At 75.6% G+C, this 22,523-nt stretch carries 18 protein-coding genes and 1 pseudogene; 12 read left to right on the top strand and 7 right to left on the bottom strand.

Annotation, left to right across the window (positions count from 1 at the left end; genetic code table 11):
- The first annotated feature begins 46 nt into the window (after positions 1 to 46).
- The 3 genes and pseudogenes from guaA (at position 47) to ACYVO2_RS31480 (ending at position 2,869) form a co-directional block, all read left to right on the top strand.
- Complete coding sequence (gene guaA, locus ACYVO2_RS31490) at positions 47 to 1,630, top strand: glutamine-hydrolyzing GMP synthase (protein WP_461011477.1); 1,584 nt, start codon at positions 47 to 49, stop codon at positions 1,628 to 1,630.
- Positions 1,631 to 1,864: 234 nt separating this feature from the next.
- Positions 1,865 to 2,365, top strand: a pseudogene (locus tag ACYVO2_RS31485) (DoxX family protein); the annotation flags it as partial.
- A gap of 51 nt (positions 2,366 to 2,416) precedes the next feature.
- The gene (locus ACYVO2_RS31480) at positions 2,417 to 2,869 is read left to right on the top strand and encodes a Rieske (2Fe-2S) protein (protein ID WP_461011488.1); all 453 of its coding nucleotides are present in this window, start codon (positions 2,417 to 2,419) and stop codon (positions 2,867 to 2,869) included.
- Positions 2,870 to 2,875: 6 nt separating this feature from the next.
- Here ACYVO2_RS31480 and ACYVO2_RS31475 read toward each other — a convergent pair whose 3' ends face one another.
- Positions 2,876 to 3,133, bottom strand: a complete 258-nt coding sequence (locus ACYVO2_RS31475) for a hypothetical protein (protein WP_461011476.1) — start codon at positions 3,131 to 3,133, stop codon at positions 2,876 to 2,878.
- On the bottom strand, positions 3,120 to 4,430 hold the full coding sequence (locus ACYVO2_RS31470; RefSeq protein ID WP_461011475.1) for a PspC domain-containing protein: 1,311 nt from the start codon (positions 4,428 to 4,430) through the stop codon (positions 3,120 to 3,122). The genes ACYVO2_RS31475 and ACYVO2_RS31470 overlap by 14 nt, the downstream gene beginning before the upstream one ends.
- A gap of 261 nt (positions 4,431 to 4,691) precedes the next feature.
- On the opposite strand from ACYVO2_RS31470, the gene ACYVO2_RS31465 reads away from it, so the two are divergent.
- The 5 genes from ACYVO2_RS31465 (at position 4,692) to pcrA (ending at position 10,667) form a co-directional block, all read left to right on the top strand.
- The gene (locus ACYVO2_RS31465; RefSeq protein WP_461011474.1) at positions 4,692 to 6,002 is read left to right on the top strand and encodes a PspC domain-containing protein; all 1,311 of its coding nucleotides are present in this window, start codon (positions 4,692 to 4,694) and stop codon (positions 6,000 to 6,002) included.
- A complete protein-coding gene (locus ACYVO2_RS31460) occupies positions 5,999 to 6,721 on the top strand; it encodes a LuxR C-terminal-related transcriptional regulator (protein ID WP_461011473.1) in 723 nt (240 codons plus the stop codon). Before ACYVO2_RS31465 ends, ACYVO2_RS31460 begins: the two co-directional genes overlap by 4 nt.
- A gap of 414 nt (positions 6,722 to 7,135) precedes the next feature.
- Positions 7,136 to 7,489: a hypothetical protein gene (locus ACYVO2_RS31455; RefSeq protein WP_461011472.1), complete on the top strand. Its 354-nt coding sequence runs from the start codon at positions 7,136 to 7,138 to the stop codon at positions 7,487 to 7,489.
- Positions 7,490 to 7,622: 133 nt separating this feature from the next.
- Positions 7,623 to 8,057 (top strand): hypothetical protein, encoded by a 435-nt coding sequence (locus tag ACYVO2_RS31450; protein ID WP_461011471.1) that lies wholly within the window; start codon positions 7,623 to 7,625, stop codon positions 8,055 to 8,057.
- Positions 8,058 to 8,123: 66 nt separating this feature from the next.
- Positions 8,124 to 10,667, top strand: coding sequence for a DNA helicase PcrA (pcrA, locus tag ACYVO2_RS31445; protein WP_461011470.1), 2,544 nt, complete (start codon positions 8,124 to 8,126; stop codon positions 10,665 to 10,667).
- Positions 10,668 to 11,057: 390 nt separating this feature from the next.
- On the opposite strand, the gene ACYVO2_RS31440 is transcribed toward pcrA, so the two are convergent.
- Positions 11,058 to 12,641, bottom strand: a complete 1,584-nt coding sequence (locus ACYVO2_RS31440; protein WP_461011469.1) for a M23 family metallopeptidase — start codon at positions 12,639 to 12,641, stop codon at positions 11,058 to 11,060.
- 196 nt (positions 12,642 to 12,837) lie between these two features.
- The gene (locus tag ACYVO2_RS31435) at positions 12,838 to 13,662 is read right to left on the bottom strand and encodes an esterase/lipase family protein (protein WP_461011468.1); all 825 of its coding nucleotides are present in this window, start codon (positions 13,660 to 13,662) and stop codon (positions 12,838 to 12,840) included.
- A gap of 349 nt (positions 13,663 to 14,011) precedes the next feature.
- Here ACYVO2_RS31435 and ACYVO2_RS31430 point away from each other — a divergent pair, with 349 nt between their 5' ends.
- Complete coding sequence (locus tag ACYVO2_RS31430) at positions 14,012 to 14,425, top strand: cobalamin B12-binding domain-containing protein (protein ID WP_461011467.1); 414 nt, start codon at positions 14,012 to 14,014, stop codon at positions 14,423 to 14,425.
- Positions 14,426 to 14,593: 168 nt separating this feature from the next.
- Here the strand turns inward: ACYVO2_RS31430 and ACYVO2_RS31425 are convergent, their stop codons facing one another.
- Positions 14,594 to 16,270, bottom strand: coding sequence for a DUF5691 domain-containing protein (locus ACYVO2_RS31425; RefSeq protein WP_461011466.1), 1,677 nt, complete (start codon positions 16,268 to 16,270; stop codon positions 14,594 to 14,596).
- Positions 16,267 to 17,604, bottom strand: coding sequence for an SWIM zinc finger family protein (locus ACYVO2_RS31420; RefSeq protein WP_461011465.1), 1,338 nt, complete (start codon positions 17,602 to 17,604; stop codon positions 16,267 to 16,269). Before ACYVO2_RS31420 ends, ACYVO2_RS31425 begins: the two co-directional genes overlap by 4 nt.
- 106 nt (positions 17,605 to 17,710) lie before the next feature.
- Here ACYVO2_RS31420 and ACYVO2_RS31415 point away from each other — a divergent pair, with 106 nt between their 5' ends.
- Both ACYVO2_RS31415 and ACYVO2_RS31410 read left to right on the top strand, forming a co-directional pair.
- Positions 17,711 to 18,259: a DUF4303 domain-containing protein gene (locus ACYVO2_RS31415; protein WP_461011464.1), complete on the top strand. Its 549-nt coding sequence runs from the start codon at positions 17,711 to 17,713 to the stop codon at positions 18,257 to 18,259.
- 29 nt (positions 18,260 to 18,288) lie between these two features.
- Positions 18,289 to 19,062, top strand: a complete 774-nt coding sequence (locus ACYVO2_RS31410; RefSeq protein WP_461011463.1) for an MBL fold metallo-hydrolase — start codon at positions 18,289 to 18,291, stop codon at positions 19,060 to 19,062.
- Positions 19,063 to 19,150: 88 nt separating this feature from the next.
- Here ACYVO2_RS31410 and ACYVO2_RS31405 read toward each other — a convergent pair whose 3' ends face one another.
- Positions 19,151 to 20,812: a chitinase gene (locus tag ACYVO2_RS31405; RefSeq protein ID WP_461011462.1), complete on the bottom strand. Its 1,662-nt coding sequence runs from the start codon at positions 20,810 to 20,812 to the stop codon at positions 19,151 to 19,153.
- Positions 20,813 to 21,367: 555 nt separating this feature from the next.
- Here ACYVO2_RS31405 and ACYVO2_RS31400 point away from each other — a divergent pair.
- Complete coding sequence (locus ACYVO2_RS31400) at positions 21,368 to 22,471, top strand: ATP-binding protein (RefSeq protein WP_461011461.1); 1,104 nt, start codon at positions 21,368 to 21,370, stop codon at positions 22,469 to 22,471.
- Positions 22,472 to 22,523 lie beyond the last annotated feature (52 nt).

Genomic DNA, 22,523 nt, shown 5'->3' with positions numbered 1-22,523 from the left:
TAGAATCGGCCGTGAAACCCCTTGACCAACGCCGGAAGGCCGCCCCGTGGCATCTGTGCCCCCCTCCGCCCCCGACACGGTCCTCGTCGTCGATTTCGGCGCCCAGTACGCGCAGCTCATCGCCCGCCGCGTACGTGAGGCCAGGGTCTACAGCGAGATCGTTCCGCACACCATGCCGGTGGCGGAGATCCTCGCCAAGCGGCCGAAGGCCATCATCCTCTCCGGCGGGCCCGCCTCCGTCTACGCCGAGGACGCCCCCTCCCTGGGCCGGGAGCTGTTCGACGCCGGGGTGCCGGTCCTCGGCATCTGCTACGGCTTCCAGGCCATGGCGCTCGCGCTCGGCGGCACCGTCGCCAACACCGGCCAGCGCGAGTACGGCCGCACCGCGCTGACCGTCACCCGCGCCGGCTCCACCCTGTTCGAGGGCACCCCCGACGAGCAGTCGGTGTGGATGTCGCACGGGGACGCGTGCACGGTCGCGCCCGAGGGCTTCACCGTCACCGCCGCCTCCGGCCGCGCCCCCGTCGCCGCGTTCGAGAACGACGAGGCCCGGCTGTACGGCGTCCAGTACCACCCCGAGGTGATGCACTCCACCCACGGGCAGCAGATCCTGGAGCACTTCCTGTACCGGGGCGCGGGCCTGAGCCCGTCCTGGACCACGCACAATGTGGTCGAGGAGTCCGTCTCCGCGATCCGCGCCCAGGTCGGGGACAAGCGGGTGGTGTGCGGCCTGTCCGGCGGGGTGGACTCCGCGGTGGCCGCCGCCCTCGTGCAGAAGGCCGTAGGGGACCAGCTCACCTGCGTCTTCGTGGACCACGGGCTGCTGCGCCAGGGCGAGGCCGAGCAGGTCGAGAAGGACTTCGTGGCGGCGACCGGCGTGCGGCTGAAGGTCGTGGACGCGCAGGAGCGCTTCCTCGCCGCGCTCGCCGGGGTCACCGACCCCGAGCAGAAGCGCAAGATCATCGGCCGGGAGTTCATCCGCGTCTTCGAGCAGGCCGCCGCCGAGGTGGTCGCCGAGGCCGGCGAGCACGGCGAGCAGGTCGAGTTCCTGGTCCAGGGCACCCTGTACCCGGACGTCGTGGAGTCCGGCGGCGGCACCGGCACCGCCAACATCAAGTCCCACCACAACGTGGGCGGGCTGCCCGAGGACCTCCAGTTCCAGTTGGTGGAGCCGCTGCGGCGGCTGTTCAAGGATGAGGTCCGCAAGGTCGGCGAGGAGCTTGGCCTGCCGCCGGAGATCGTCTGGCGCCAGCCGTTCCCCGGCCCCGGGCTGGGCATCAGGATCGTCGGCGAGGTCACCCGCGAGCGGCTCGAGGTGCTGCGGCAGGCGGACGCGATCGCCCGCGCGGAGCTGACCGCCGCGGGTCTGGACCGCGACATCTGGCAGTGCCCGGTGGTGCTGCTCGCGGACGTGCGCTCGGTGGGCGTGCAGGGCGACGGCCGCACCTACGGCCACCCGGTGGTGCTGCGCCCGGTGTCCTCGGAGGACGCGATGACGGCGGACTGGACGCGGCTGCCGTACGACGTGCTGGCGCGGATCTCCACCCGGATCACCAACGAGGTCGCGGACGTCAACCGGGTCGTGCTGGACGTGACCAGCAAGCCCCCGGGCACCATCGAGTGGGAGTGACCTGACCGCTCCCGGCCCGGGTGCGACCGCGTCGCGGTCACCTCGGTCACCGGATCACCGTCGGCCGTGGCCGGGCAGCGCGCCCGGCCACGGCCGACGCGTCGGCGGGCCCGGGACCGCCGGGGAATTCCGCCGTCCTCACCTCCTTCGCACGTGGCTCGCTCTACTGTTTCGAGCCAGCACACGCGCGACGAGCGCGCGGCACCACGCCGGAACGGCAGAGAGGCGGTGGCCATGTCCCACGCGTCCGGTCACAGCGGGTCGCGGCAGGCGGCCTTCTCACGCTTCGCACTGGTCCCGCTGAGGCTGTTCCTCGGTGTGACGTTTCTGTACGCGGGCCTGGACAAGCTCTCCGACTCCACCTTCCTGGAGGCGACGGGCGCCAACTCGCTGGAGGCCCAGCTCCGCGCCATCGACCAGAGCGGCTCCGCGGCGGTCCCGGCCATGATCGACCTGGCGCTGAAGGCGCCCGAGGGCTTCGGCCTGGCCATCGCCTTCGGCGAGCTCGCGGTGGGCCTCGGCACGCTGTTCGGCCTGTGGACGCGGATCGCCGCGCTCGGCGGCGCGCTGATCTCGCTCAGCCTGTGGCTGACCGTGAGCTGGCAGGTGGAGCCGTACTACCTCGGCAACGACCTGATCTACCTGATGGCGTGGACGCCGCTGATGCTGGCCGGGGCGTCCGTGCTCTCGGTGGACGCGGCGCTGGCCGACCGGGCGCGCGGGCGGCGGGCCACGGACGGCGCAGGGCCGGCCGGCGGGCGGCGCACGCTGCTCGAGGGCGGAGCGGTGGCCGCGGCGCTGGCCGTGGCCGGCGGGGTGGCGGGCGCGCTCGCGCTGTCGCGGCGGGACGGCGGCGGCGGCGCCGCGCCGGTCGGGGAGCCCTCCGGCGCCCCCGCGCCCGAGTCGAGCCCCCCGGCGGGCGACGGGTCCGGCGGCTCCGGCGGCGGCGTGTCGGTGGCGGCGTCCGCCGTCCCCGTGGGCGGCGGGGTGCAGGTCACCACCGCCGACGGCAGGCCCGCGTTCGTGGTGCAGCCGAGGCCCGGTCAGTACGCCGCGTTCGCCGCCGCGTGCACCCACTCCGGCTGCCCGGTCCAGGCGCCCGAGGACGGCATCTTCCACTGCCCGTGCCACGGGTCGGAGTTCGACGCGGCCACCGGCCGGGTGCTCAAGGGCCCGGCGACCGAGCCGCTGGCGCGGATCACCGTCCGGGACTCGGGCGGGAAGCTGGAACTGGAGTAGCCGGGTTCAGTCGCCGGACCCGGAACCCGACCCGGACCCGGACCCGGGCCCGGCCGCCTGCCGCGCCCGGCCGCGGCGGGCGCGCAGCGCGTGGTGCGCGAGCTCGGTGACGCCCACCAGCAGCATGCCCGCCGCCAGCGCGTTGCCCCCGACCTCCACGGCCACGTTCCACACCCCGGCCGCGTCCAGCAGGTACGCCACGGCCAGCCCCACGCAGATCAGGCCCGCCACCAGGGCGGCGGGCCGGAACTCACGCCGCCTCACGGACCACCACCACCTGTCCGAAGCCCACCCGCAGGTCGAGCCGGATGGTGCCCTCCCGCCGGCGCTCGGGCGGCGCCGTCGGGACGAGCACCGCGGAGCGCCCGCCGTCCAGCAGGACGTCGATGTCCTCGCCCTGCTCCGCGGCGCGCTCCCCGTGCAGTTGGATCACCCCCAGGTCGGTGTCGGCCCGCACCCGCACCCGCACCGTGTCCGGCACCCGCACCTCCAGCCGTCCCGCGCCGACCTCCGCCGCGACCCGCAGTGTCCGTCCGTCCGGGTCGACGGCGGTGAGGTCCAGGTTCGCCGTCCCGGTGCCCACCTCGTAGCGCGGCTGCACGGCCGCGGCGTCCGCCGGGCGCCAGTTCTCGTCGCGCCACCGCGTCTCGATGTTCTTCGGCAGCGCGGAGACCAGCACCAGCAGGCAGCCGGTGAGCAGGGCGAGGAACGCCGTGCCCGAGCGCACCGCCCCGAGCCGGGCGCCCGCCGCCAGCCCGAGCCCCATGACGGCCAGCGCGCACGCCAGCCCGATCTGGAGCGCGGTGCCCAGCGGGCGCGACCAGGAGGCGGCCGTGCCCAGCGCCCCGGCCGCCACCGCCCCGGTGAACAGCAGATACGGCAGCGGAGACCGGGGCTCGCGCGGCTTCGGCGGCGGCTCGGGCTCCGGCTCCGGCTCGTCGGTCGGGGCGCCGTCCGCCGGGCCCCACAGGTAGGGGGCGGGCTCGCCGCCGCCCTTCCACCACGACGGGGCGCGGGGCGCGGGCGGCGGCTGGGCGGCGGGCGGGGCGTCGGCGCTGCCGTCGGCGCCGCCCGCGCCGTCGCTGGACCGCCGCCGCCGCGACCACACCACGGCGCCCGCCACCAGCGCGCCGAGCAGCAGCGGGAACGGGCGCCCGCCGTCCCGCCCGATCGTGGAGAGGAACAGGCCGCACCCGGCGAGCGCGGTGAGCACCGCCGCCATGCCCTGCCCGCCGACCTGCCCGGAGAGCATGTGCTGGGCCTCGTTGCGCTCCTCGCCCCGCTCCGGCACGAACAGCCACACGGCGCCGTACACCAGCAGCCCGAGGCCCCCGGTGACGGCGAGCACCGCCAGCACGATCCGGAAGATCACCGGGTCGATGTCGAAGTACCGGCCGAGCCCCGCGCACACCCCGCCGACCAGGCGGTGCCGCCTGCCGCGGGTCAGCGGCCCGGACGGGCCGCCGCCCTCGCCCGGGTCCGCCCCGGGGCCGTCCCGGCCCGCGCCCGGGGCGGTCCCCGGCGCCGCGGTCCCGGTCGCGGCGGTGCTCTCCTCGCTCATGGCTCCATGGTGGCGGCAGTCGCCCGGCCCGCTCATCCGCCCCCGCCCTGACCGGCCCCCCACCTTTCCCCTAGGGACGGCCGCCGCGACGGGTCGCCGTGGTGCCGGCCGTGCCGGTGACGCCGCCGCGGCGACCCGCCGCGGTGACTGCCGCCGCCGCCCGCGGAACGCCCCACCCCGAGCCCGGAGCGCGCCGGATTCGGGGTGATCCCTGGTGCCTGCCCTGATGCCCGCAGCCCCGGCGCGCGAGAGGATCGGGCCATGCCCGTCAGCCCTCCGAGCCCCGGCACCGCCCCGCCCGCCGCCTCCTCCGCCCCCGAGGAACCCCCGGTCCGCAAGCTGTACCGCAGCGCGGAGGGGCGCATGCTCGGCGGTGTGGCGCGCGGGCTCGCGGGGCATCTGGGGCTGCCGGTGCTGTGGGTGCGGGGCGCGTTCCTGGTGCTGGTGCCCGCGCAGGGCATGGGCCTGCTGCTGTACGCGGTGTTCTGGTTCGTGGTGCCGCTCGGGGTCGGCGGGGTGGAGCTGAAGGACCCCAAGGTCGGGCACGGCAGGTGGCGGCTGGGCGCGCACGGCCACGAGCGCAAGAAGCTGCTCGCCGTGGTGGCCTTCATCGCCGGGGCCGCGGTGCTGCTGGACAACCTGAGCCTGGGCATCGCCGGCCCCTACGCGGGGCCGTTCCTGGTGTTCGGCGCCGGTGTGGCCCTGGTGTGGCGGCAGGCGGACAACGCGCGGCGGGCCCGCTGGGTGCGGATGGGCCGCTCCCGCAAGGGCCTGGTGCCGGTGCTGCGCAGCGCGGCCGGGGTGGTGCTGGTGTGCCTGGGGGTGTCCGGGTTCATCGTGGTGCAGGGGTCGCTGCGGCACCTGGGGGCGGTGCTCCAGGCGACGCTGGCCATCCTCTCCGGGATCGTGCTGCTGGCCGGCCCGTACCTGATCCGGATGGCGCAGGACCTGTCGGCCGAGCGGCGCATGCGCATCAGGGCGCAGGAGCGGGCCGAGGTCGCCGCGCACGTGCACGACTCGGTGCTGCACACCCTGACGCTCATCCAGCGCCACGCGGACGACCCGCGCGAGGTGGCCAAGCTCGCCCGCGCCCAGGAGCGGGAGCTGCGCGCGTGGCTGTACCGCCCGGCCACCGAGCCCGCCGGCGCCGCGGACGGGGACGCGGGGCAGGACGCCGGGCCCGCCACGCTCGCCGACGCCGTGCGCGCCGCGGCCGCCGAGGTGGAGGACGCGCACGGCGTGCCCGTGGAGGTGGTCTGCGTCGGCGACTGCCCGCTGGACGAGCGGCTCGGCGCGCAGGCGCAGGCCGCGCGCGAGGCGATGGTGAACGCGGCCAAGTACGGTGGCGGTGCGCCCGTACAGGTGTACGCCGAGGTCGAGGAGCGCAGCGTGTCGGTGTTCGTGCGCGACCGCGGCCCCGGGTTCGACCCGGAGCAGGTGCCCGCGGACCGGATGGGCGTGCGCGAGTCGATCATCGGCAGGATGCGGCGCAACGGGGGGCGGGCGGTGCTGCGCGGCGTGCCGGGCGGCGGGACAGAGGTGGAGCTGGAGATGGAGAGGGTGCGCTCATGACGGAGTCGGGCGGCGCGGAGGCGGGCGGCGGCGAGGCGGGCGGCGCGGAGCCGGGCGAGGAGCGGCGGGTGCGCGTGGTGCTGGTCGACGACCACCGGATGTTCCGCACCGGCGTGCAGGCCGAGATCGGCGACACCCCGCGCACCGGTGTGGAGGTCGTCGGCGAGGCGGCGGACGTCGACCAGGCGGTCGCCGTGGTGCGGGCGGTGCGGCCCGACGTGGTGCTGCTGGACGTGCACCTGCCGGGCGGCGGCGGGGTCGAGGTGCTGCGGCGCTGCGCCCCGCTCATGGGCGAGGAGCCGCCGGTGCGGTTCCTGGCGCTCTCGGTGTCGGACGCGGCCGAGGACGTGATCGGCGTGATCAGGGGCGGCGCCCGCGGCTACGTCACCAAGACGATCACCGGGCCCGACCTGGTGGCGGCGGTGTTCCGGGTGGCGGACGGGGACGCGGTGTTCTCGCCGCGCCTGGCCGGGTTCGTGCTGGACGCCTTCGCGGCGACCGACACCCCGCCGGTGGACGAGGACCTGGACCGGCTCACGCAGCGGGAGCGGGAGGTGCTGCGGCTGATCGCGCGCGGCTACGCGTACAAGGAGATCGCCAAGCAGCTCTTCATCTCGGTGAAGACCGTGGAGAGCCATGTGTCCGCGGTGCTGCGCAAGCTCCAGCTCAGCAACCGGCACGAGCTGACGCGGTGGGCGACGGCACGGCGGCTCGTCTAGGGCCTGGGAAGGGGACCGGCGCGGTCCGTACGGGGGAGCGGACCGCGCCGGCGGAGCCGGTAGCCGGAAACCGCCTGTGCGGCGGAACGGGGGATGGCTACCTGGGGAGTGACGTTAGTCCGCTCGCACGGCGATTTGGTAGGCGGTGACCGAAGATGACCTGATTAGCCAGGTTTTGGGGGGAGCGCCGCCGGAGTCAACACGTTATGGCACACCACTCGATCGCGGCCTGAGCGGCTCCGACCGGCATGCCCCAGGCGCGACGCAGCGTACACATGGCGCGCGCACCTCGCGCGCCGTGGCGAACCCCTGGCGAGTCGGCGGGCCGCCCCGTCCCGGGGGCCCGGGCGCCGCACCGTCCCGGCGGCGAACCCGCCGTCAGGTCCCGCCGCCCACCGGGTTAACCTCACGGGCATGGAAGCCACGATCAACGCCTTCGTCGCCCTGCACATCATCGGCATCGCGAGCCTGCTCGGCGGATTCCTCACGCAGATGAAGGCGATGGGGCAGGGCACGGCGCGGATGGTGCCCGCCATGCTGCACGGCGCGCTCACCATGCTCGTCACCGGCGTCTGCCTGGTCGGCCTCAACCAGGCCGACGACCAGGAGGTCAACAACCTCAAGATCGGCATCAAGCTGGCGATCCTCACCGTGATCCTGGTCCTCGTCTACCTCAAGCGCGACGACGAGACGGTGGACAAGGGCGTGTTCGGCACCGTGGGCGCGCTGACCACCGTGAACATCTTCCTCGCGGCGATGTGGACCTGAACCGCCCACCGGGCGGCGCGCGTGCACCGCGCGGGCGGCGCCGCGGGACGGACCGCGCCCCGTCCGCCGCCGGTCCGCCGCGGGCGCGCTAGGGTCCGTACCGGGTCTTCTTCGTACATCGGGGGTGGTTCGCGTGGGAGCACGGGGACGGTGGGGGACGCGGGGGCTGCCGGCCGCCGCGCTGGCGGCGGTGGTGTCGCTGGTGATCATGGCGCCCGCGCACGGCGGCACCGCGGCGCCGAAGGCGGGGGTGCGCGCGGCCACCTGGATCAGCGGCTTCGACGCCTCGCCCGACCGGGTGCGCAAGGGGCGCACGATCACGGTGTCCGGCGTCCTCAAGGGCCGCCAGGGGGCGACGTTCCCGCTGTCCAACAAGCGGGTGGACGTCTACTTCAAGCGCTCCGGGTCCGGCTCGTGGAGCCGGCTCGGCTCGGCCACCACCAACGACCGGGGCCGCTTCGTCAGCCGGGTCAAGGCCAGGCACGACGGCAGCTTCAAGGCGGTCTACCCCGGTTCGATCCTGTACAAGAAGTCCTCCGGCGGCCCGGACGCGGTGGACGTGCGCTGACCCGGCCCCGGCCGGCCCGCCCGGGGCGGGCGCGACTGTCGGTGCGGGCGCCTAGACTCGTGGGCGATGAGCAGTCTCTTCGATGACATCCCGCTGCCCGGCCTCGAGCCCCCGCCTCTCGAGCCGCTGCCTCCCGAGCCGCCGCACGGTGACGAGCCGCCCCCTCCGCCGGACGACGAGTACGAGCCGCCGGAGGAGCTCCCCGCGGACTTCTTCGGGGACCCGTACGCCGTGCCGGGCCCGCGCGACGCCTACTACCGCAACGGCGCCGAGCGCACCGTCACCGACCCCGCCCAGTTGCTGGAGGGGCTCAACCCGCAGCAGCGCCAGGCCGTGATCCACACCGGCTCCCCGCTGCTCATCGTCGCCGGCGCGGGCTCGGGCAAGACGAGGGTGCTCACCCACCGCATCGCCCACCTGCTCGGCGCCCGCGGCGTCCACCCCGGCCAGATCCTCGCGATCACCTTCACCAACAAGGCCGCGGGCGAGATGAAGGAGCGCGTCGAGCAGCTCGTCGGGCCCCGCGCGCGCTCCATGTGGGTGATGACGTTCCACAGCGCGTGCGTGCGCATCCTGCGCCGGGAGAGCAAGAAGCTCGGCTTCACCTCCAGCTTCTCGATCTACGACGCCGCCGACTCCCAGCGCCTGATGGCCCTGGTCTGCCGCGACCTGGACCTGGACCCGAAGCAGTTCCCGCCGAAGTCGTTCAGCGCCAAGGTCTCCAACCTGAAGAACGAGCTGATCGACGAGGAGACCTTCGCCGGGCAGGCGGAGAACGCGTTCGAGAAGACGCTCGCCCAGGCGTACGCGATGTACCAGGCGCGGCTGCGCGAGGCCAACGCGCTGGACTTCGACGACATCATCATGACCACCGTCCACCTGCTCCAGGCGTTCCCCGACGTCGCCGAGCACTACCGCCGCCGCTTCCGGCACGTGCTGGTGGACGAGTACCAGGACACCAACCACGCCCAGTACCTCCTGGTCCGCGAGCTGGTCGGCGGCGCCGTCTCCCAGCGCCCCAGGACGACGGTGGACGGCGACCCGGTCGGCCCCGAGGGCGCCGCCCCGGCGGTGGAGCCCGCCGAGCTGTGCGTCGTCGGCGACGCCGACCAGTCCATCTACGCGTTCCGCGGCGCCACGATCCGCAACATCCTCCAGTTCGAGGAGGACTACCCGGACGCCACCACGATCCTGCTGGAGCAGAACTACCGCTCCACGCAGACGATCCTGACGGCCGCCAACGCCGTCATCGAGCGCAACGAGAACCGCCGCCCGAAGAACCTGTGGACGGACGCGGGCGCGGGCGCCCGCATCACCGGCTACGTCGCCGACACCGAGCACGACGAGGCCCAGTTCGTCGCCGACGAGATAGACCGCCTCACCGACGCGGGCGACGCCCGCCCCGGCGACGTCGCCGTGTTCTACCGCACCAACGCCCAGTCCCGGGTGTTCGAGGAGGTCTTCATCCGGGTCGGGCTGCCCTACAAGGTCGTCGGCGGTGTGCGCTTCTACGAGCGCAAGGAGGTCCGCGACGTCCTGGCGTACCTGCGGCTGCTCGCCAACCCCGAGGACACCGTCCCGCTGCGCCGCATCCTGAACGTGCCCAAGCGCGGCATCGGCGACCGCGCCGAGGCCATGATCGACGCGCTGGCGCAGCGCGAGCGGATCACCTTCCCGCAGGCGCTGCGCCGCGTGGACGAGGCGTACGGCATGGCCGCGCGCTCCGCCAACGCGGTGAAGCGGTTCAACGAGCTGCTCGACCGGCTGCGCGCCGTCGCCGAGTCCGGCGCGGGGCCCGCCACCGTGCTGGAGGCGGTCCTGGAGGAGACGGGCTACCTCGCCGAGCTCCAGGCGTCCACCGACCCGCAGGACGAGACCCGCATCGAGAACCTCCAAGAGCTCGCCGCCGTGGCCCTGGAGTTCGAGCAGGAGCGGCCCGAGGGCTCGCTCGCCGACTTCCTGGAGCAGGTCGCGCTGGTCGCCGACTCCGACCAGATCCCCGACGAGGCCGTCGCCGGCCACGCCGAGGAGGGCGAGGGGCGGGGCAGCGGCGTGATCACGCTGATGACCCTGCACACCGCCAAGGGCCTGGAGTTCCCCGTGGTCTTCCTGACCGGCATGGAGGACGGGGTCTTCCCGCACATGCGCGCCCTCGGGCAGACCAAGGAGCTGGAGGAGGAGCGGCGGCTGGCCTATGTGGGCATCACCCGCGCCCGGGAGCGGCTGTACCTGTCCCGGGCGGCGATGCGCAGCGCCTGGGGGCAGCCCGCGTACAACCCGCCGTCGCGGTTCCTGGAGGAGATCCCGGACCCGCTCATCGAGTGGAAGCGCACCGGCGGCACCCTCGCGGCCGGCCCGGCCGCGCCGTTCACGCCCTCGTCGGCGTCCGCGCGGCGCAAGGCGGGCCCGTCCGGCTTCGCCACCCGGCGCGCCGGGGAGCGCCAGGTGGTGCAGCTCGCCGTCGGGGACCGGGTCACCCACGACTCGTTCGGGCTCGGCACGGTGGTCGCCGTGAAGGGCTCCGGGGACAACGCGGAGGCCACCATCGACTTCGGCGACGAGAAGCCGAAGCGCCTGCTGCTGCGCTACGCGCCGGTGGAGAAGCTGTAGGGGCTCCGGGGCGCGGCGCCGCCGAGACCCCGGACGGCGGCCCCCGGCAGGCTCGGGCGGAGCCCCGGCGAGGACTCCGCAGGGCTGCGGCCCTCCGGCCTCCGGGATCCTTCCCGGTGGTCACCGGACGCGTCCGGTCGGGGGCGGGGCGTTGGCGGACTGCGGAGGCTCCGGCCCTCCGGCCTCCGGGGTCCGTCCCGGTGCTCACCGGACGCGTCCGGGTCCGGGGCGGAGCCCCGGTGGGGCCCAGGGGGGGCGGAGCCCCCGGTCTCCGGAGGAAAACGCCCCCACCCCCACCACCGCACCACGAACGAACCGTCGGTGGGGGCCAGGGCTGAGCCCTGGCCCCCACCGACGGTTCGTCTCCGGGTCGCCGCAAAGCGCGCAGCGCTACCGCGGGTCGAGCCCCTTGCCCAGCAGCCACTGGAGCGGGTCGATCGGCGCCCCGCCCCCCGGCCGCACCTCGAAGTGCAGGTGCGGCCCGGTGGAGTTGCCGGAGCTGCCCGAGTAGGCGATGACGTCGCCCGCCTTCACCGAGCCCGCGCGGATGCGGGTGCTGCTGAGGTGGCAGTACCAGGTCTCCGTGCCGTCGGGCGCGGTCACTATGGCCATGTTGCCGTAGGCGCCGCCCCACTGGACGCGGACCGTGCCGTCGGTGGCGGCCATGACCGGGGTGCCCATGCTCACGGGGAAGTCGATGCCGGTGTGCAGGGACATCCAGTTGATGCCGGACTGGCCGTACGCGGCGCTCAGGCCGTGCTGCGCGACGGGCAGGGCGAACTTCGGCCGCATGGCCTCCTTGAGCGCGAGCTCCTGCTGCTTGCGCTTGCGCTCCTCCTCCTGCCGCTGCTTGAGGTCGATGCGCTCCTGGGTGCGGCTGGCCCGGCTGGCGAAGTCGCCGGCCCCGGCGGCCAGGCTGGTGAGCTGGGTGTCCAGCTTGGTGGTGGGCGGCTTGACGGCGGCCTGCCGGGTGTTGATGTCGTCCGCCTGGGTGCTGCTGCCGCTGTCCTTCTCGCCCTGCGGGCTGACCACGGTGGCGGCGGCGACGGCGGCGACGCCCATCACGCAGGCGGAGGGCACGGCCACGGTCAGCAGGGCGGAGCGCTTGGCGGCGCGGCGGCGGCGGTTGCGGGCGGCCGGGGCGGCGCCGGCGCGGCGGCCGACGGTGACGACGGGGGCGGCGGCGGTGTCCTCGGGGGAGCGCCGGGGTTCGGGCTCGGGGTCGGCGTCCGCGTCCGGTTCGGCGGCGTCGCGGGCGGCGGGAGTCTCGTCGTACCCGTAGTCGTAGTCGCCGTGGTCCGCGTAGCCGTCGTGGTTCCCGTAGCCGTCGTGGTCCGCGTAGCCGTCGTGGTCCGCGTAGGCGTCGGGGTCCTCGGCGCCGAGCCGGTCCTCGTGGTGGTCGCCGCCGTCGTGGTGCGCGTAGGCGTAGGCGGACCCGGGGTCCCCGGCGGGTTCCGGCTGCTCGGAATACCCGTCGTGGTCGGCGTGTTGGGATGCTTCGGTGGAGTGCGTGCCCAGGTCCCAGGAGCCGTCGTGCGCGGAGGTGTCGTAGACCGCGTAGATCGTGTCGTCCACCGGGGCGCCGTAGCCGTAGGCCGTGGCCGGGGAAGCGGCGGAGGGATGGGCCCCGTACCCGCCGTAGGTGCCGTAGTCGGCGGTGTCGTACCCGGTGAACACCCCGTACGCCGGGGTGTCCTCGGGAGCGGTGGGGTAGCCGCCGGGCACGCCCTCGGGAGGGAGGAGTGAGGGGCCCTGGTGCGGGTATGAGGTGCCGTGGGCGGTCTGTCCGGCGGTGCCGTGGTAGCCGTCCGGCAGCGGGCCGAACAGCGGGTCGCCCGCGGTGGGGAAGCCGATGTGGCCGCCCCATGTGGAGTCGGCGCCTTCCTGGCCGTAGCCGGGGGGGAAGCCGGGTGAGGCATGTGCAGAGGAAGCAGCCAGGGAGGAGGGCCCTGGCGGGTGAGGGTTGTTCACCACCACTTCTCTTTCGCCTCGGCAGCAGGAGAATTAGCCGCGACTGTATCCCTCCTGAAGCGGACTGGACAATCTCCGCCGGGGTTCCGGAGACCGGGCGCGAGGCATTTGCCGTCTTTGGCGGGCGGATTCTTACCTTGCGTACAACACCCGTTCGAAGGGTGTTCGAATCGAGGTCGGAGGGCCGGGCGGCGCGGGTTCAGGCCGCGTCGGCGCCGGACGCGAGCCCGTCCCCGCCGAGCAGCGCGCGGCGCACCGCGGCGGTCACGGCGCCGTGCACCGGCAGCGTCAGATGGCCGACCCCGCGCACCGCGACGTTGTCCGCCGCCAGGTCAGGGTGGTCCAGGCGGGCGTTCTCCACCGGGCTGACGGCCTGGTCCATGTCGCTCCAGAACGCCGTGAACCGGGTGCGGCACCCCGGGGCCGGACCGGCCAGCTCGGTCAGCAGGGCGGAGCCGGGGCGCATCTGGCGCACCACCGGGTGGGCGCTCATCAGCGGGACCGCGCGTGTGCCGGAGTGCGGTGTGCCCAGGGTCACAAGGGTGCGGACCCGTTCGTCGCCGCCGAGCCGCTGGACGTAGTAGCGGGCGACCAGGCCGCCGAGGCTGTGCCCGACGACGTCGATCCGGGCCCCGCCGCACTCCGCCGACAGTTGCTCCACGTACGCGCCGAGCACGGCCGCGGCCCGGCGCGCGTCGCAGGTGAACGGCGAGTAGTTGAAGGCGTGCACCCGCGGCCAGCCGTGGCGCAGCAGGGAGCGGCGCAGGACGGTGAACACGGAGCGGTTGTCCACGAAGCCGTGCAGCAGGAGCACCGGGGCGGGGGCGGAGGGGCCCGCGGGCGGCGCGCCGTCCGGGTGCGCCCCGGCGCGGGACGCGGCCGGGGCGGCGGCCTCCGCGGCGATGCCCGTCGGGTACAGCAGCACATGGCCCGCGATCACGGCGAGCTCCACCCCGAGGGACCGCGCCCGTGGCAGCCGGGCGGCGAGGCCGGTGAGCGGGGCGGGGACGGCGCTCGCGGTCATGGTGCACCTCCCGGCGGCACACCGGGAACGGCCTCCCGGGTGCCCTTGGGGGAGTCGCGCGCCGGTGGGGCGGCGGGGCGGCCGACGTCGGCCGACGGCCCGGGTGCGTGCGGCTCCCCGTGCGAAGGCGCGGAGGCCGGGCGGCCCCGGAACCGGCCCTCTCCACGCGGCGGGAGGGGCGGCGGGCGGGGGGTGCGGGCCCAGCGCCGTGAAGTGATCGTGTCCCTCTGTGTGATTTCCCCCTCCCTCCCGGCCCCGAAACGGTGCCGGGCTGCGATGCTGGGGGATAACGTGCGTTCACACCGTGGTGGCGCGCCTTGGTGGCGACTTTCCCTGCATGGAGGCAGCGATGGGAGTGTCCGGTCCGATCCGCGTGGTGGTGGCCAAGCCCGGCCTGGACGGGCACGACCGCGGGGCCAAGGTGATCGCCCGGGCCCTGCGGGACGCCGGCATGGAGGTCATCTACACCGGCCTGCACCAGACCCCCGAGCAGATCGTGGACACCGCGATCCAGGAGGACGCCGACGCGATCGGCCTCTCCGTGCTCTCCGGGGCCCACATGACGCTGTTCGCGAAGGTGATCGAGCTGCTGCGGGAGCGCGAGGCCGAGGACATCCAGGTCTTCGGCGGCGGCATCATCCCCGACGCCGACATCCCGCCCCTGAAGGAGCTCGGCGTCGCCGCGATCTTCACTCCCGGCACCACCACCACGGCGGTCGTGGACTGGGTCCGGGACAACATCGGAGGACGGGTGGGCGCCTGACGGCCCGCCCTCACCCCGCCCGCCCGTCGCCCCACCCACCACCCCGGGGGGCGGCCTGGTCGGGGTGGTGGGGCTTTCCCGGGGTGGAGGTCGGGGTCGCCGGTCGGAGGGCGGGCCCGTCCCCGGGGCGCGCCCGCCCCGGGGACGGGCCCGCCCCCCCGGCCGCCGTCAGCCCGTCGGCGCGGTGGGCCGGCCCGCCAGTTCCGCCAGCATCGCCGCGCGCAGGCGCAACGTGGCGGCCAGGCGCTGGAACGCCTCCGACCAGTAGCCGCCCGCGCCCGGCGAGCCGTCCGTCTCGGGTATCGCGGTGAGCAGGTCCACCCGGTCCGCGTGCGCCGGGTCCAGGCAGCGCTCGGCCAGGCCCATGACGCCGCTGAAGCTCCACGGGTAGTTGCCCGCGTCCCGCGCGATGTCCAGGGCGTCCACCACGGCCCGGCCCAGCGGCTCGGCCCACGGCACCGCGCACACCCCGAGCATCTGGAACGCGTCCGACAGGCCGTTGGTCCCGATGAAGCGGGCCACCCACGCGGCCCGCTCCTCCCGCGGCAGCACCGACAGCAGCTTGGCGGGATCGCCTGCCGTGCCCGCGGCGCCCGCCGCGTAGGCGCCCAGCGCCGACGGCAGGCCGGCCAACTCCCCGGACGGCGCCGGCGGCGGCGCCCCCAGCAGGGCCCGCGCCCACGCCGCGTCCCGCTGCCGCACCGCGGCGCGGCTCCACGCCGCGTGCAGGTCGCCCCGCCAGTCGTCGGCGACCGGCAGCGCCACGATCTCCTCCGGCGTCAGGCCGAACCGCGCGGTCCACAGGGACAGCGGGGTGGACTCCACCAGTTGCCCCAGCCACCAGGCCCGCTGCCCGCGGCCCGTCGGCGGCTTCGGCGCGATCCCGTCCCGCTGCATGGCCGCGTCGCACTCGTGCGGCGCCTCCACCACGATCCGGGTCACCGCGCCGACCGTCTGCGGGGCCACGCACGCCCGCGCCCGGTCCGCCATGCGCGCGGCCAGCGCCGACCGGGGCAGGCACGACAGCAGCTCGGCCGCGGTCGCCCGCACGTTCTTGCTGCGGTCGGTGAGCGCGTCCTCGAGGAACGCCTCGTCCTTCAGGGACAGGCCCTCGCGCAGCGAGTCGAGGAACATCAGCCGGTCCTCGGCGCGCTCCTGCGCCCATGTGGAGCGCAGCAGCGCGAGCCCCGCCTCCGGGTCGCGCAGGCGCAGCCGGGCCAGCAGCCCCACCCGCTCGGCGAACAGGCCCTCCTCCCACACCCGCCGCTCGGCCTCCTCGTCCGCCGAGGTGACCGGCGCGGGCCCGGCCCGCAGCGCGTACGCCCACTCCGGGTTGAGGGCCGCCAGCCACAGCCCGCGCGGCCCGGCCAGGGCCAGGGCGTCCCGCCGCAGGTCGCTGCGGCCCCGCGCGGCGTCGAGCAGGTCGGGCAGCAGCTCGGCGGGCGCCCGGTAGCCGTGCTCCCGGGCGGCGAGCAGCCACTGCGGCAGCAGCTCCGCCAGGTTCGGCGCCGTCCCCCGGCCGCCGCCCGTGCCGGAGCGCTCGGTGAGCAGCAGCGCCAGGCGCCGCCTGGCGGCCGGGGGCAGCGGGGGCCTGGGGTCGGCGGGGGCCCGCTCGGGCAGCGGCCGGGCCGGGGCGGGCCGCAGCCCTGCCCTGCGGTGCACGGTCCGCACCGCGGCCGTCTCCAGCAGCGCGCGCGCCGGGTCGGCGTGGTCCACCAGGGCGACGGTGCCGCCGAGGGCGTCCCCCGCGTCCCCGGCCCGCCCCGGCGGCCTGCGCCCGGTGCCCAGCAGGGCGGCGGTGACCAGCTCCTCCCAGGCCCGCTCGGCCGTCGTGCCCCCGCTCACAGCGCCACCCCCGCCACCTCGTCGGCCCCGCCCCACACGGTGTGCGGGGTGAAGCCGCGGTGCCCGCACTCACCGAAGACCGTGACCGGCGCCCCGCCGGACACCGCGGCCAGCCGCCACAGCCTGCCGCGCGGCACGACGGGCAGGGCCTCCCGCCCGTCCGCGTCGGCGAGCTGCCACCCGTCGGGGCCCGGCACCGGCACCACGTCCGCCAGCACCGCGGGCCACGCGTCCAGCCACGGGTCGTCGCGCAGGGCCTGGCCGTAGGCGTCCAGCGCCTGCCCCACCGAGCAGCCCGGCGGCGCGGGCGAGGGGGCCGGGTCCTGGTACCGCTCGCCCAGCTCGGCGCGGAGCGGCCGGGCCGCCGGGTGGTAGGCGACATCGGCCTCCATGGCGAGCCCGGTGGGCAGCGCCAGCTCCGGGGCCTGCCCGGCGAACCCGAACGACAGCAGCAGCGCGTCCCGCCCGGTGCGCTCGCCGCGCAGCCACACCCGGCGGGTGGTGTTCTTCTCCTCCGCGCGGTCCTCCTGGCCGGTGACCAGCCACCGGTCCCGCACGGCGGGGCCGCGCAGCACCTCGGCCCGGCTCGCCGGGAAGCCGACCCTGGTCCGCACGGTGGCGGCCAGCGGGTCGGGCAGCCGGTCGATGCCGGTGAAGCCCCGGCCCAGCAGGTGCAGCAGCCCGAACTCCTCCAGCAGCCTCGACGGCCACCCCGCGCCGGAGGACGGTATCGACGCCAGCTCCCGCACCCGCGAGGACAGCCCCGGCGCCTGCGCGTCCACCATCCGGGCGGCGATCTCGTCCCACACCGCGTAGCCCGCCCGGTCGGCGTCGGCGAGGCCGGTGCGGACCAGGTCCGCGAGCCGCTGCTCCAGGTCGGCCGCGCCCTCGGCCACGCGCCGCGCCCGCCGCTCGGCCCGCTTCCGCGCCGCGGCCTCGTCCGCCGGCCCCTGCGCCGCCTTCGCGGCCGTGCGCCCGCTCCTGGCCCGCCGCGCCTCGGCCCACTGCCGCACCCACTCGGGCGGCTCGGCTGCGCCCACCCGCTCCTCGCCCGCCGCCCAGAGCAGCAGCAGCCCGAGGGCGTGCTTGCAGGGGAACTTCCGGCTGGGGCACGAGCAGTTGTACGCGGGCGCCGCGACGTCCACCGCGGCTTGGTAGGGCTTGCCGCCGCTGCCCTCGCACAGCCCCCACACCAGCGTCCCCGCGCCGTCGGAGAACACGGCCGTGCCCGTGCCGGACCAGGGTTCGGGCGCCGAGAGCCGCGTCCCGGCCCTGCGCGATGCGTCGTCGGGCGCGAGCGCCAACACCTGCTCCGCCGTCCAGCGTTGCTCCATGCCCGAGACGGTACGGGGCGGCACTGACAACGGGCGGCGGCGCCGCGGCCCGGGTCCGGGCGGGCCGCCGAAGGGCGCCCGGCGGCCGTTCCGTTACCGTTCGCGCGTGACGACACCGACCGAGGCGCAGCTCGCCGACGGCGTCCGCCGGGCCACCCGGGACGCCGTCCGCTCCCTGCTCCGGGAGCACCCGGGCCACCGCTTCTACTACTTCGTCCTGACCACGCCGGCGGAGGCGTACGGCCCGGCCCTCACCGCGTGGTCGTGGGAGGCGCTGGAGGACGCCGCGGGCGGGGACCCCCGCCTCGCCCGCGACCTGAAGTGGTCGTACGCGGACTCGCCGTTCTGCTGCCACGGCGAGCGGTACCTGGCGCCCGTCCGGGCGCTGTTCGACGCCCGGCCGCAGGTCTTCGACCTGCCGGACGACGAGGCCGACGCCGAGTTCGCGCTCCGGCTGCGGGCCATGGAGGCGGCCATGGCCGCGCTGGACCGGGAGGGGCTCTTCGGCACCGGCGCGCGGCGGCTCGGCACCGTCCTCAACGTCGAGATCGTCGCCTGGGACGACAGCAACCTCGACCGGGCGCTGCGCCTGAACCCGGCCGAGGCGCTGACCGAGTGGTGGGACGAGGTGGCGGCGGCGGAATGGGAGCGGTGACGGGGGAGCCCCGCCCCTAGACTGACCCGATGTCCGGCGATCCCCTCCAGCTCACCGTCCTCGGCTCCGCCACCCCGTACCCGAGCGCGGACAACCCCTGCTCCGGCTATCTGGTCCGCGGCGGCGGCACCCGGGTGTGGGTGGACGCCGGCACCGGCACGCTGGGGCCGTTGCAGCGGTACGCGAGGCTGGACGAGCTGGACGCGATCTGGATCTCCCACCTGCACGCCGACCACGCCGCGGACCTGCTCACCGCCTACTACGGGGCGCTGTACGCGGACGTGCGGCTCGCGGCGCCGATCCCGCTGTACGGGCCGCCGGGCATCGCCGACCGGCTCGCGCACTTCCTCACCAACACGGCGGCGCGCAGCCCGGTCGAGTCCGCCTTCGCCGTGCGGGAGCTGCACGACGGGCACCGGGCGCGCGTCGGGGCGCTGACCCTGACCAGCGCCGCCGTCGCGCACGGGATGCCGGCGTTCGCGGTGCGGGTGGAGGGGTGCGGGGCGTCGCTCGCGTACTCCGGCGACACCGCGCCCTGCGCGGCGCTGACCCGCCTCGCCCACGGCTGCGACCTGCTGCTGTGCGAGGCCGAGAGCGCGCGGCCCGCCGAGGGGGAGCGGGTGCACCACACCCCGGAGGACGCGGGGGACACCGCCGCGGCCGCGGGCGCGGGGCGGCTGGTCGTCACCCACGTCGGACGGTTCCTCACCCCGGGGGACGCGGTGGCGCGGGCCGCCGCGCGGTACGGCGGGCCGGTGGAGTACGCCGCGCCCGGCTCCACGTTCCCGGTCCCCGCCCGCTGACCTGGCCCGGACGCGCCGCCCGCCCCCGCCCGGGGATCGGGGCGGGGGCGGGCGGTCCTCCGTGCTCTCCCGCGTGCTGCGCGCCGCCCTACGGCAGCGCGTGCACGTGCGGGCCGACCACGGAGGAGAAGGCGTTGCCGTTCGACTGGTCCCAGTTGGTGGACCAGGTCATGGCGCCGCGCAGGGACGGGTAGGTGCGCGGCGGCTTGAAGGAGCCGCAGCCGGTGCCCCGGGTCAGGCAGTCCAGGGCCGCGGTGACCACGCTCGGGGAGACGTGGCCGCTGCCCGCGGCGCGGGGTGAGGCGGGCACGCCGAGGCCGACCTGGGACGGGTCGAGCCCGTTCTCCAGCGGGGTGCAGGCCAGGGCGGTGAGGAAGTCCACCGAGCCCTGCGAGTACACCCTGCCGTCGCAGCCGGGCATCGAACCGGAGTTGTAGTACTGGGTGTTGACGACGGTGAGGATGTCCTTCGTCCTCAGGGCCAACTGGAAGTAGGCCGTCGAGGTGGAGATCATGTCGATGGTCTGCGGCGCCATCGTCAGCACGAAGCCCGGGCCGACCCGGTTCGCCAGGGTGTGCAGGGCGTCGCTCATGTGGGCGGCGTTGAGGGCGCCGTTCTCCAGGTCGATGTCCACGCCGTCGAAGCCGTACTCCTGGATGACCGCGTAGGCGGTGGTGGCGAAGTTGGCCGCCGCCGTGGCGTCGTCCAGGCGGATCGTGCCCTTCTCGCCGCCGATGGACAGGATCACCTTCTTGCCCGCGGCCTTCTTGGCGGCGACGTCGGCGATGAAGTCCGCCTTGGTGTAGCCGCCGAGCGCGCCGGAGAGCGCCGGGTCCAGGGAGAAGGAGATCCCGCCGGGCTGGGCGGTGGCGTCGGCGAAGGAGACGGCGATGATGTCGTACTGGCTCTGCACGTCGCGCAGGCGCTGGACGGCCGCGCCGTTGTCGAAGTTCTGCCAGTACCCGGTGAGGGCGTGCCGCGGCACGCCTCCGCCGCCGCTGCCCGCGGGCTTGGTGGTGGCGCTCACGGGCGCGGACCTCGGCGACTCGCCCGCGGCGTTGGCGGCGGTGACCTGGAAGGTGTGGGTGGTGGCGGCCGCCAGGCCGGTGACCGTGGTGGACGGGGTCGTGGTGGTGCCGGTCCTGCTGCCGTTGCGGTAGACGTGGTAGGAGGTGGCGCCCGGGACGGGGTTCCAGCTCAGCGGGACCGACGAGGAGGTCGGGGCGCCCGCGGTCAGGCCGGTGGGCGCGGCCGGGATCTGCGGCGGCTCGGGGGCGGTGCCGGGGCCCGCGAGCACGACGTCGTCGGCGTGGTAGGGCGGCTGGCCGTACCAGCCGTGCACATAAATGGTGACGCTTGTCGTGTTCGCGCCAGTAGTGAACGTGGTGGAGAGCTGGTTCCAGGACGAGGAACTGCTCCACACGCTCGGGTCGGTGCCGCCGGTGCCGGTGGCGCCCAGGTAGACGTAACTGCCCTGCACCCACGCGCTGAGCGCGTACTTCTGGCCCGGCTGCACGGTGACCTTCTGGGAGCACTGCGCGTAGTCCTGGCCCGCGGGCGTCCCGGTGAGCGCGGCGGCGCCGGAGTGGACGGTCGAGGACTGGGTGCCGGTGCCCGAAGTGCAGGTCCAGCCGCTGGTGCCGCCCTCGAAGCCGGGGTTGGCCAGGAGGTTGTCGGCCGCGGCCGCGGTGCTCGCGGGCAGGGCGGCCAGGGCCGCCGCGGACAGGGCGAGGGTCAGGGCCGCGGCCAACGGGCGGGAGCGCCTCCCGCGGCGCGCGCCGGGGCCCGGCCGGGGCCCGCTTCGGGTGGGGACGGTGGCCACTGCGGCCTCCAGGGGAGAGGGTGGGCGGGTGAATTGGTCCAGACCTTAGGCCACAGTGGGCTAGACCAATGGACATGTCAAGGCTTTGGTGCGGGGTCGGTCCCGCGGGGCGGCGGCCCGCCGGCGGGGCGATTGTCAGTGGCGTGCTGCATGGTGGGATCCGTGGTCGGGGGAGACCGCGCGGACGGCCCGCGGAGTCGCGCCAACGGGGGCCGATCGGGCCGTCCGCGCGCTTTTCGGCACCGGCGCCCCGCCGCCGGTGGGCGCCGGCTCCGGCAGGCGGCAGCCGGCCGCCGTGCGCCGGGACGAGAGGCGGAACCGGCACGGAGCAGCACGAGAACCACGAGAGCCACCAGAGCCACGAGCACCACCGAAGTCACGAGAACGCTGCCGCGAGCCGGCGGCCGCGCACCGCCACCGGCCCGCCCGCGGACGCCCGCCGCCACACGCCAGATGCCCGATGCCACTTGGGGGTTCCACGCCATGACCAGCCCTGCGCCCACCCGGAGCGAGACGCTGCGGCCGCACGCGGAGGACGCGTTCGCCGACGAGCTGGCCGCCCTCGCCGCCGCGGACGACCGGCCGCGCCCCGCCCGGTGGAACATGTCGCCGTGGGCCGTGGCCACCTACCTGCTCGGCGGCACCCTCCCCGACGGCACGGTGATCACACCCAAGTACGTCGGGCCGCGCCGCGTGGTCGAGGTCGCCGTCACCACGCTCGCCACCGACCGGGCGCTGCTGCTGCTCGGCGTGCCCGGCACCGCCAAGACCTGGGTGTCCGAGCACCTGGCGGCGGCCGTCAGCGGGGACTCCACCCTGCTGGTCCAGGGCACCGCGGGCACCCCCGAGGAGGCCATCCGCTACGGGTGGAACTACGCGCAGCTCCTCGCCCACGGGCCCAGCCGGGAGGCGCTGGTGCCCAGCCCGGTGCTGCGGGCCATGCGGGACGGGAGGATCGCCCGCCTGGAGGAGCTGACACGCATCCCGGCCGACGTGCAGGACACGCTGATCACCATCCTGTCGGAGAAGGTCCTCCCCGTGCCCGAGCTGGGCGAGGAGGTGCAGGCCGTGCGCGGGTTCAACCTGATCGCCACCGCCAACGACCGCGACCGGGGCGTGAACGAGCTGTCCAGCGCCCTGCGCCGCCGCTTCAACACCGTGGTGCTGCCGCTGCCCGCCACCGTGGAGGAGGAGGTGGACATCGTCTCCCGCCGGGTGGAGCAGATGGGGCGCTCCCTGCAACTGCCGCAGGGCCCCTCGGGCGCGGACGAGATCCGGCGGGTCGTCACCGTCTTCCGCGAGCTGCGGGACGGGGTGACGCACGACGGGCGCACCAAGGTGAAGTCCCCCTCGGGGACGCTGTCCACGGCCGAGGCGATCTCGGTGGTCACCAGCGGCCTCGCGCTGGCCACCCACTTCGGCGACGGCGTGCTGCGCCCCGGCGACGTGGCGGCGGGCATCCAGGGCGCGGTGGTCCGGGACCCGGCGGCCGACCGGGTGGTGTGGAAGGAGTACCTGGAGACGGTGGTGCGCGAGCGGGAGGGCTGGAAGGACTTCTACCGGGCCTGCCGGGAGCTGGCCGGATGAGCGGGCGCGGGCGGGGCACGGGACGGCGGGGCACGGGACGGGGGGACGGGTG

The organism is Streptomyces capparidis, assembly GCF_054782095.1.
This window is presented reverse-complemented; position numbering and strand designations above follow the sequence as displayed.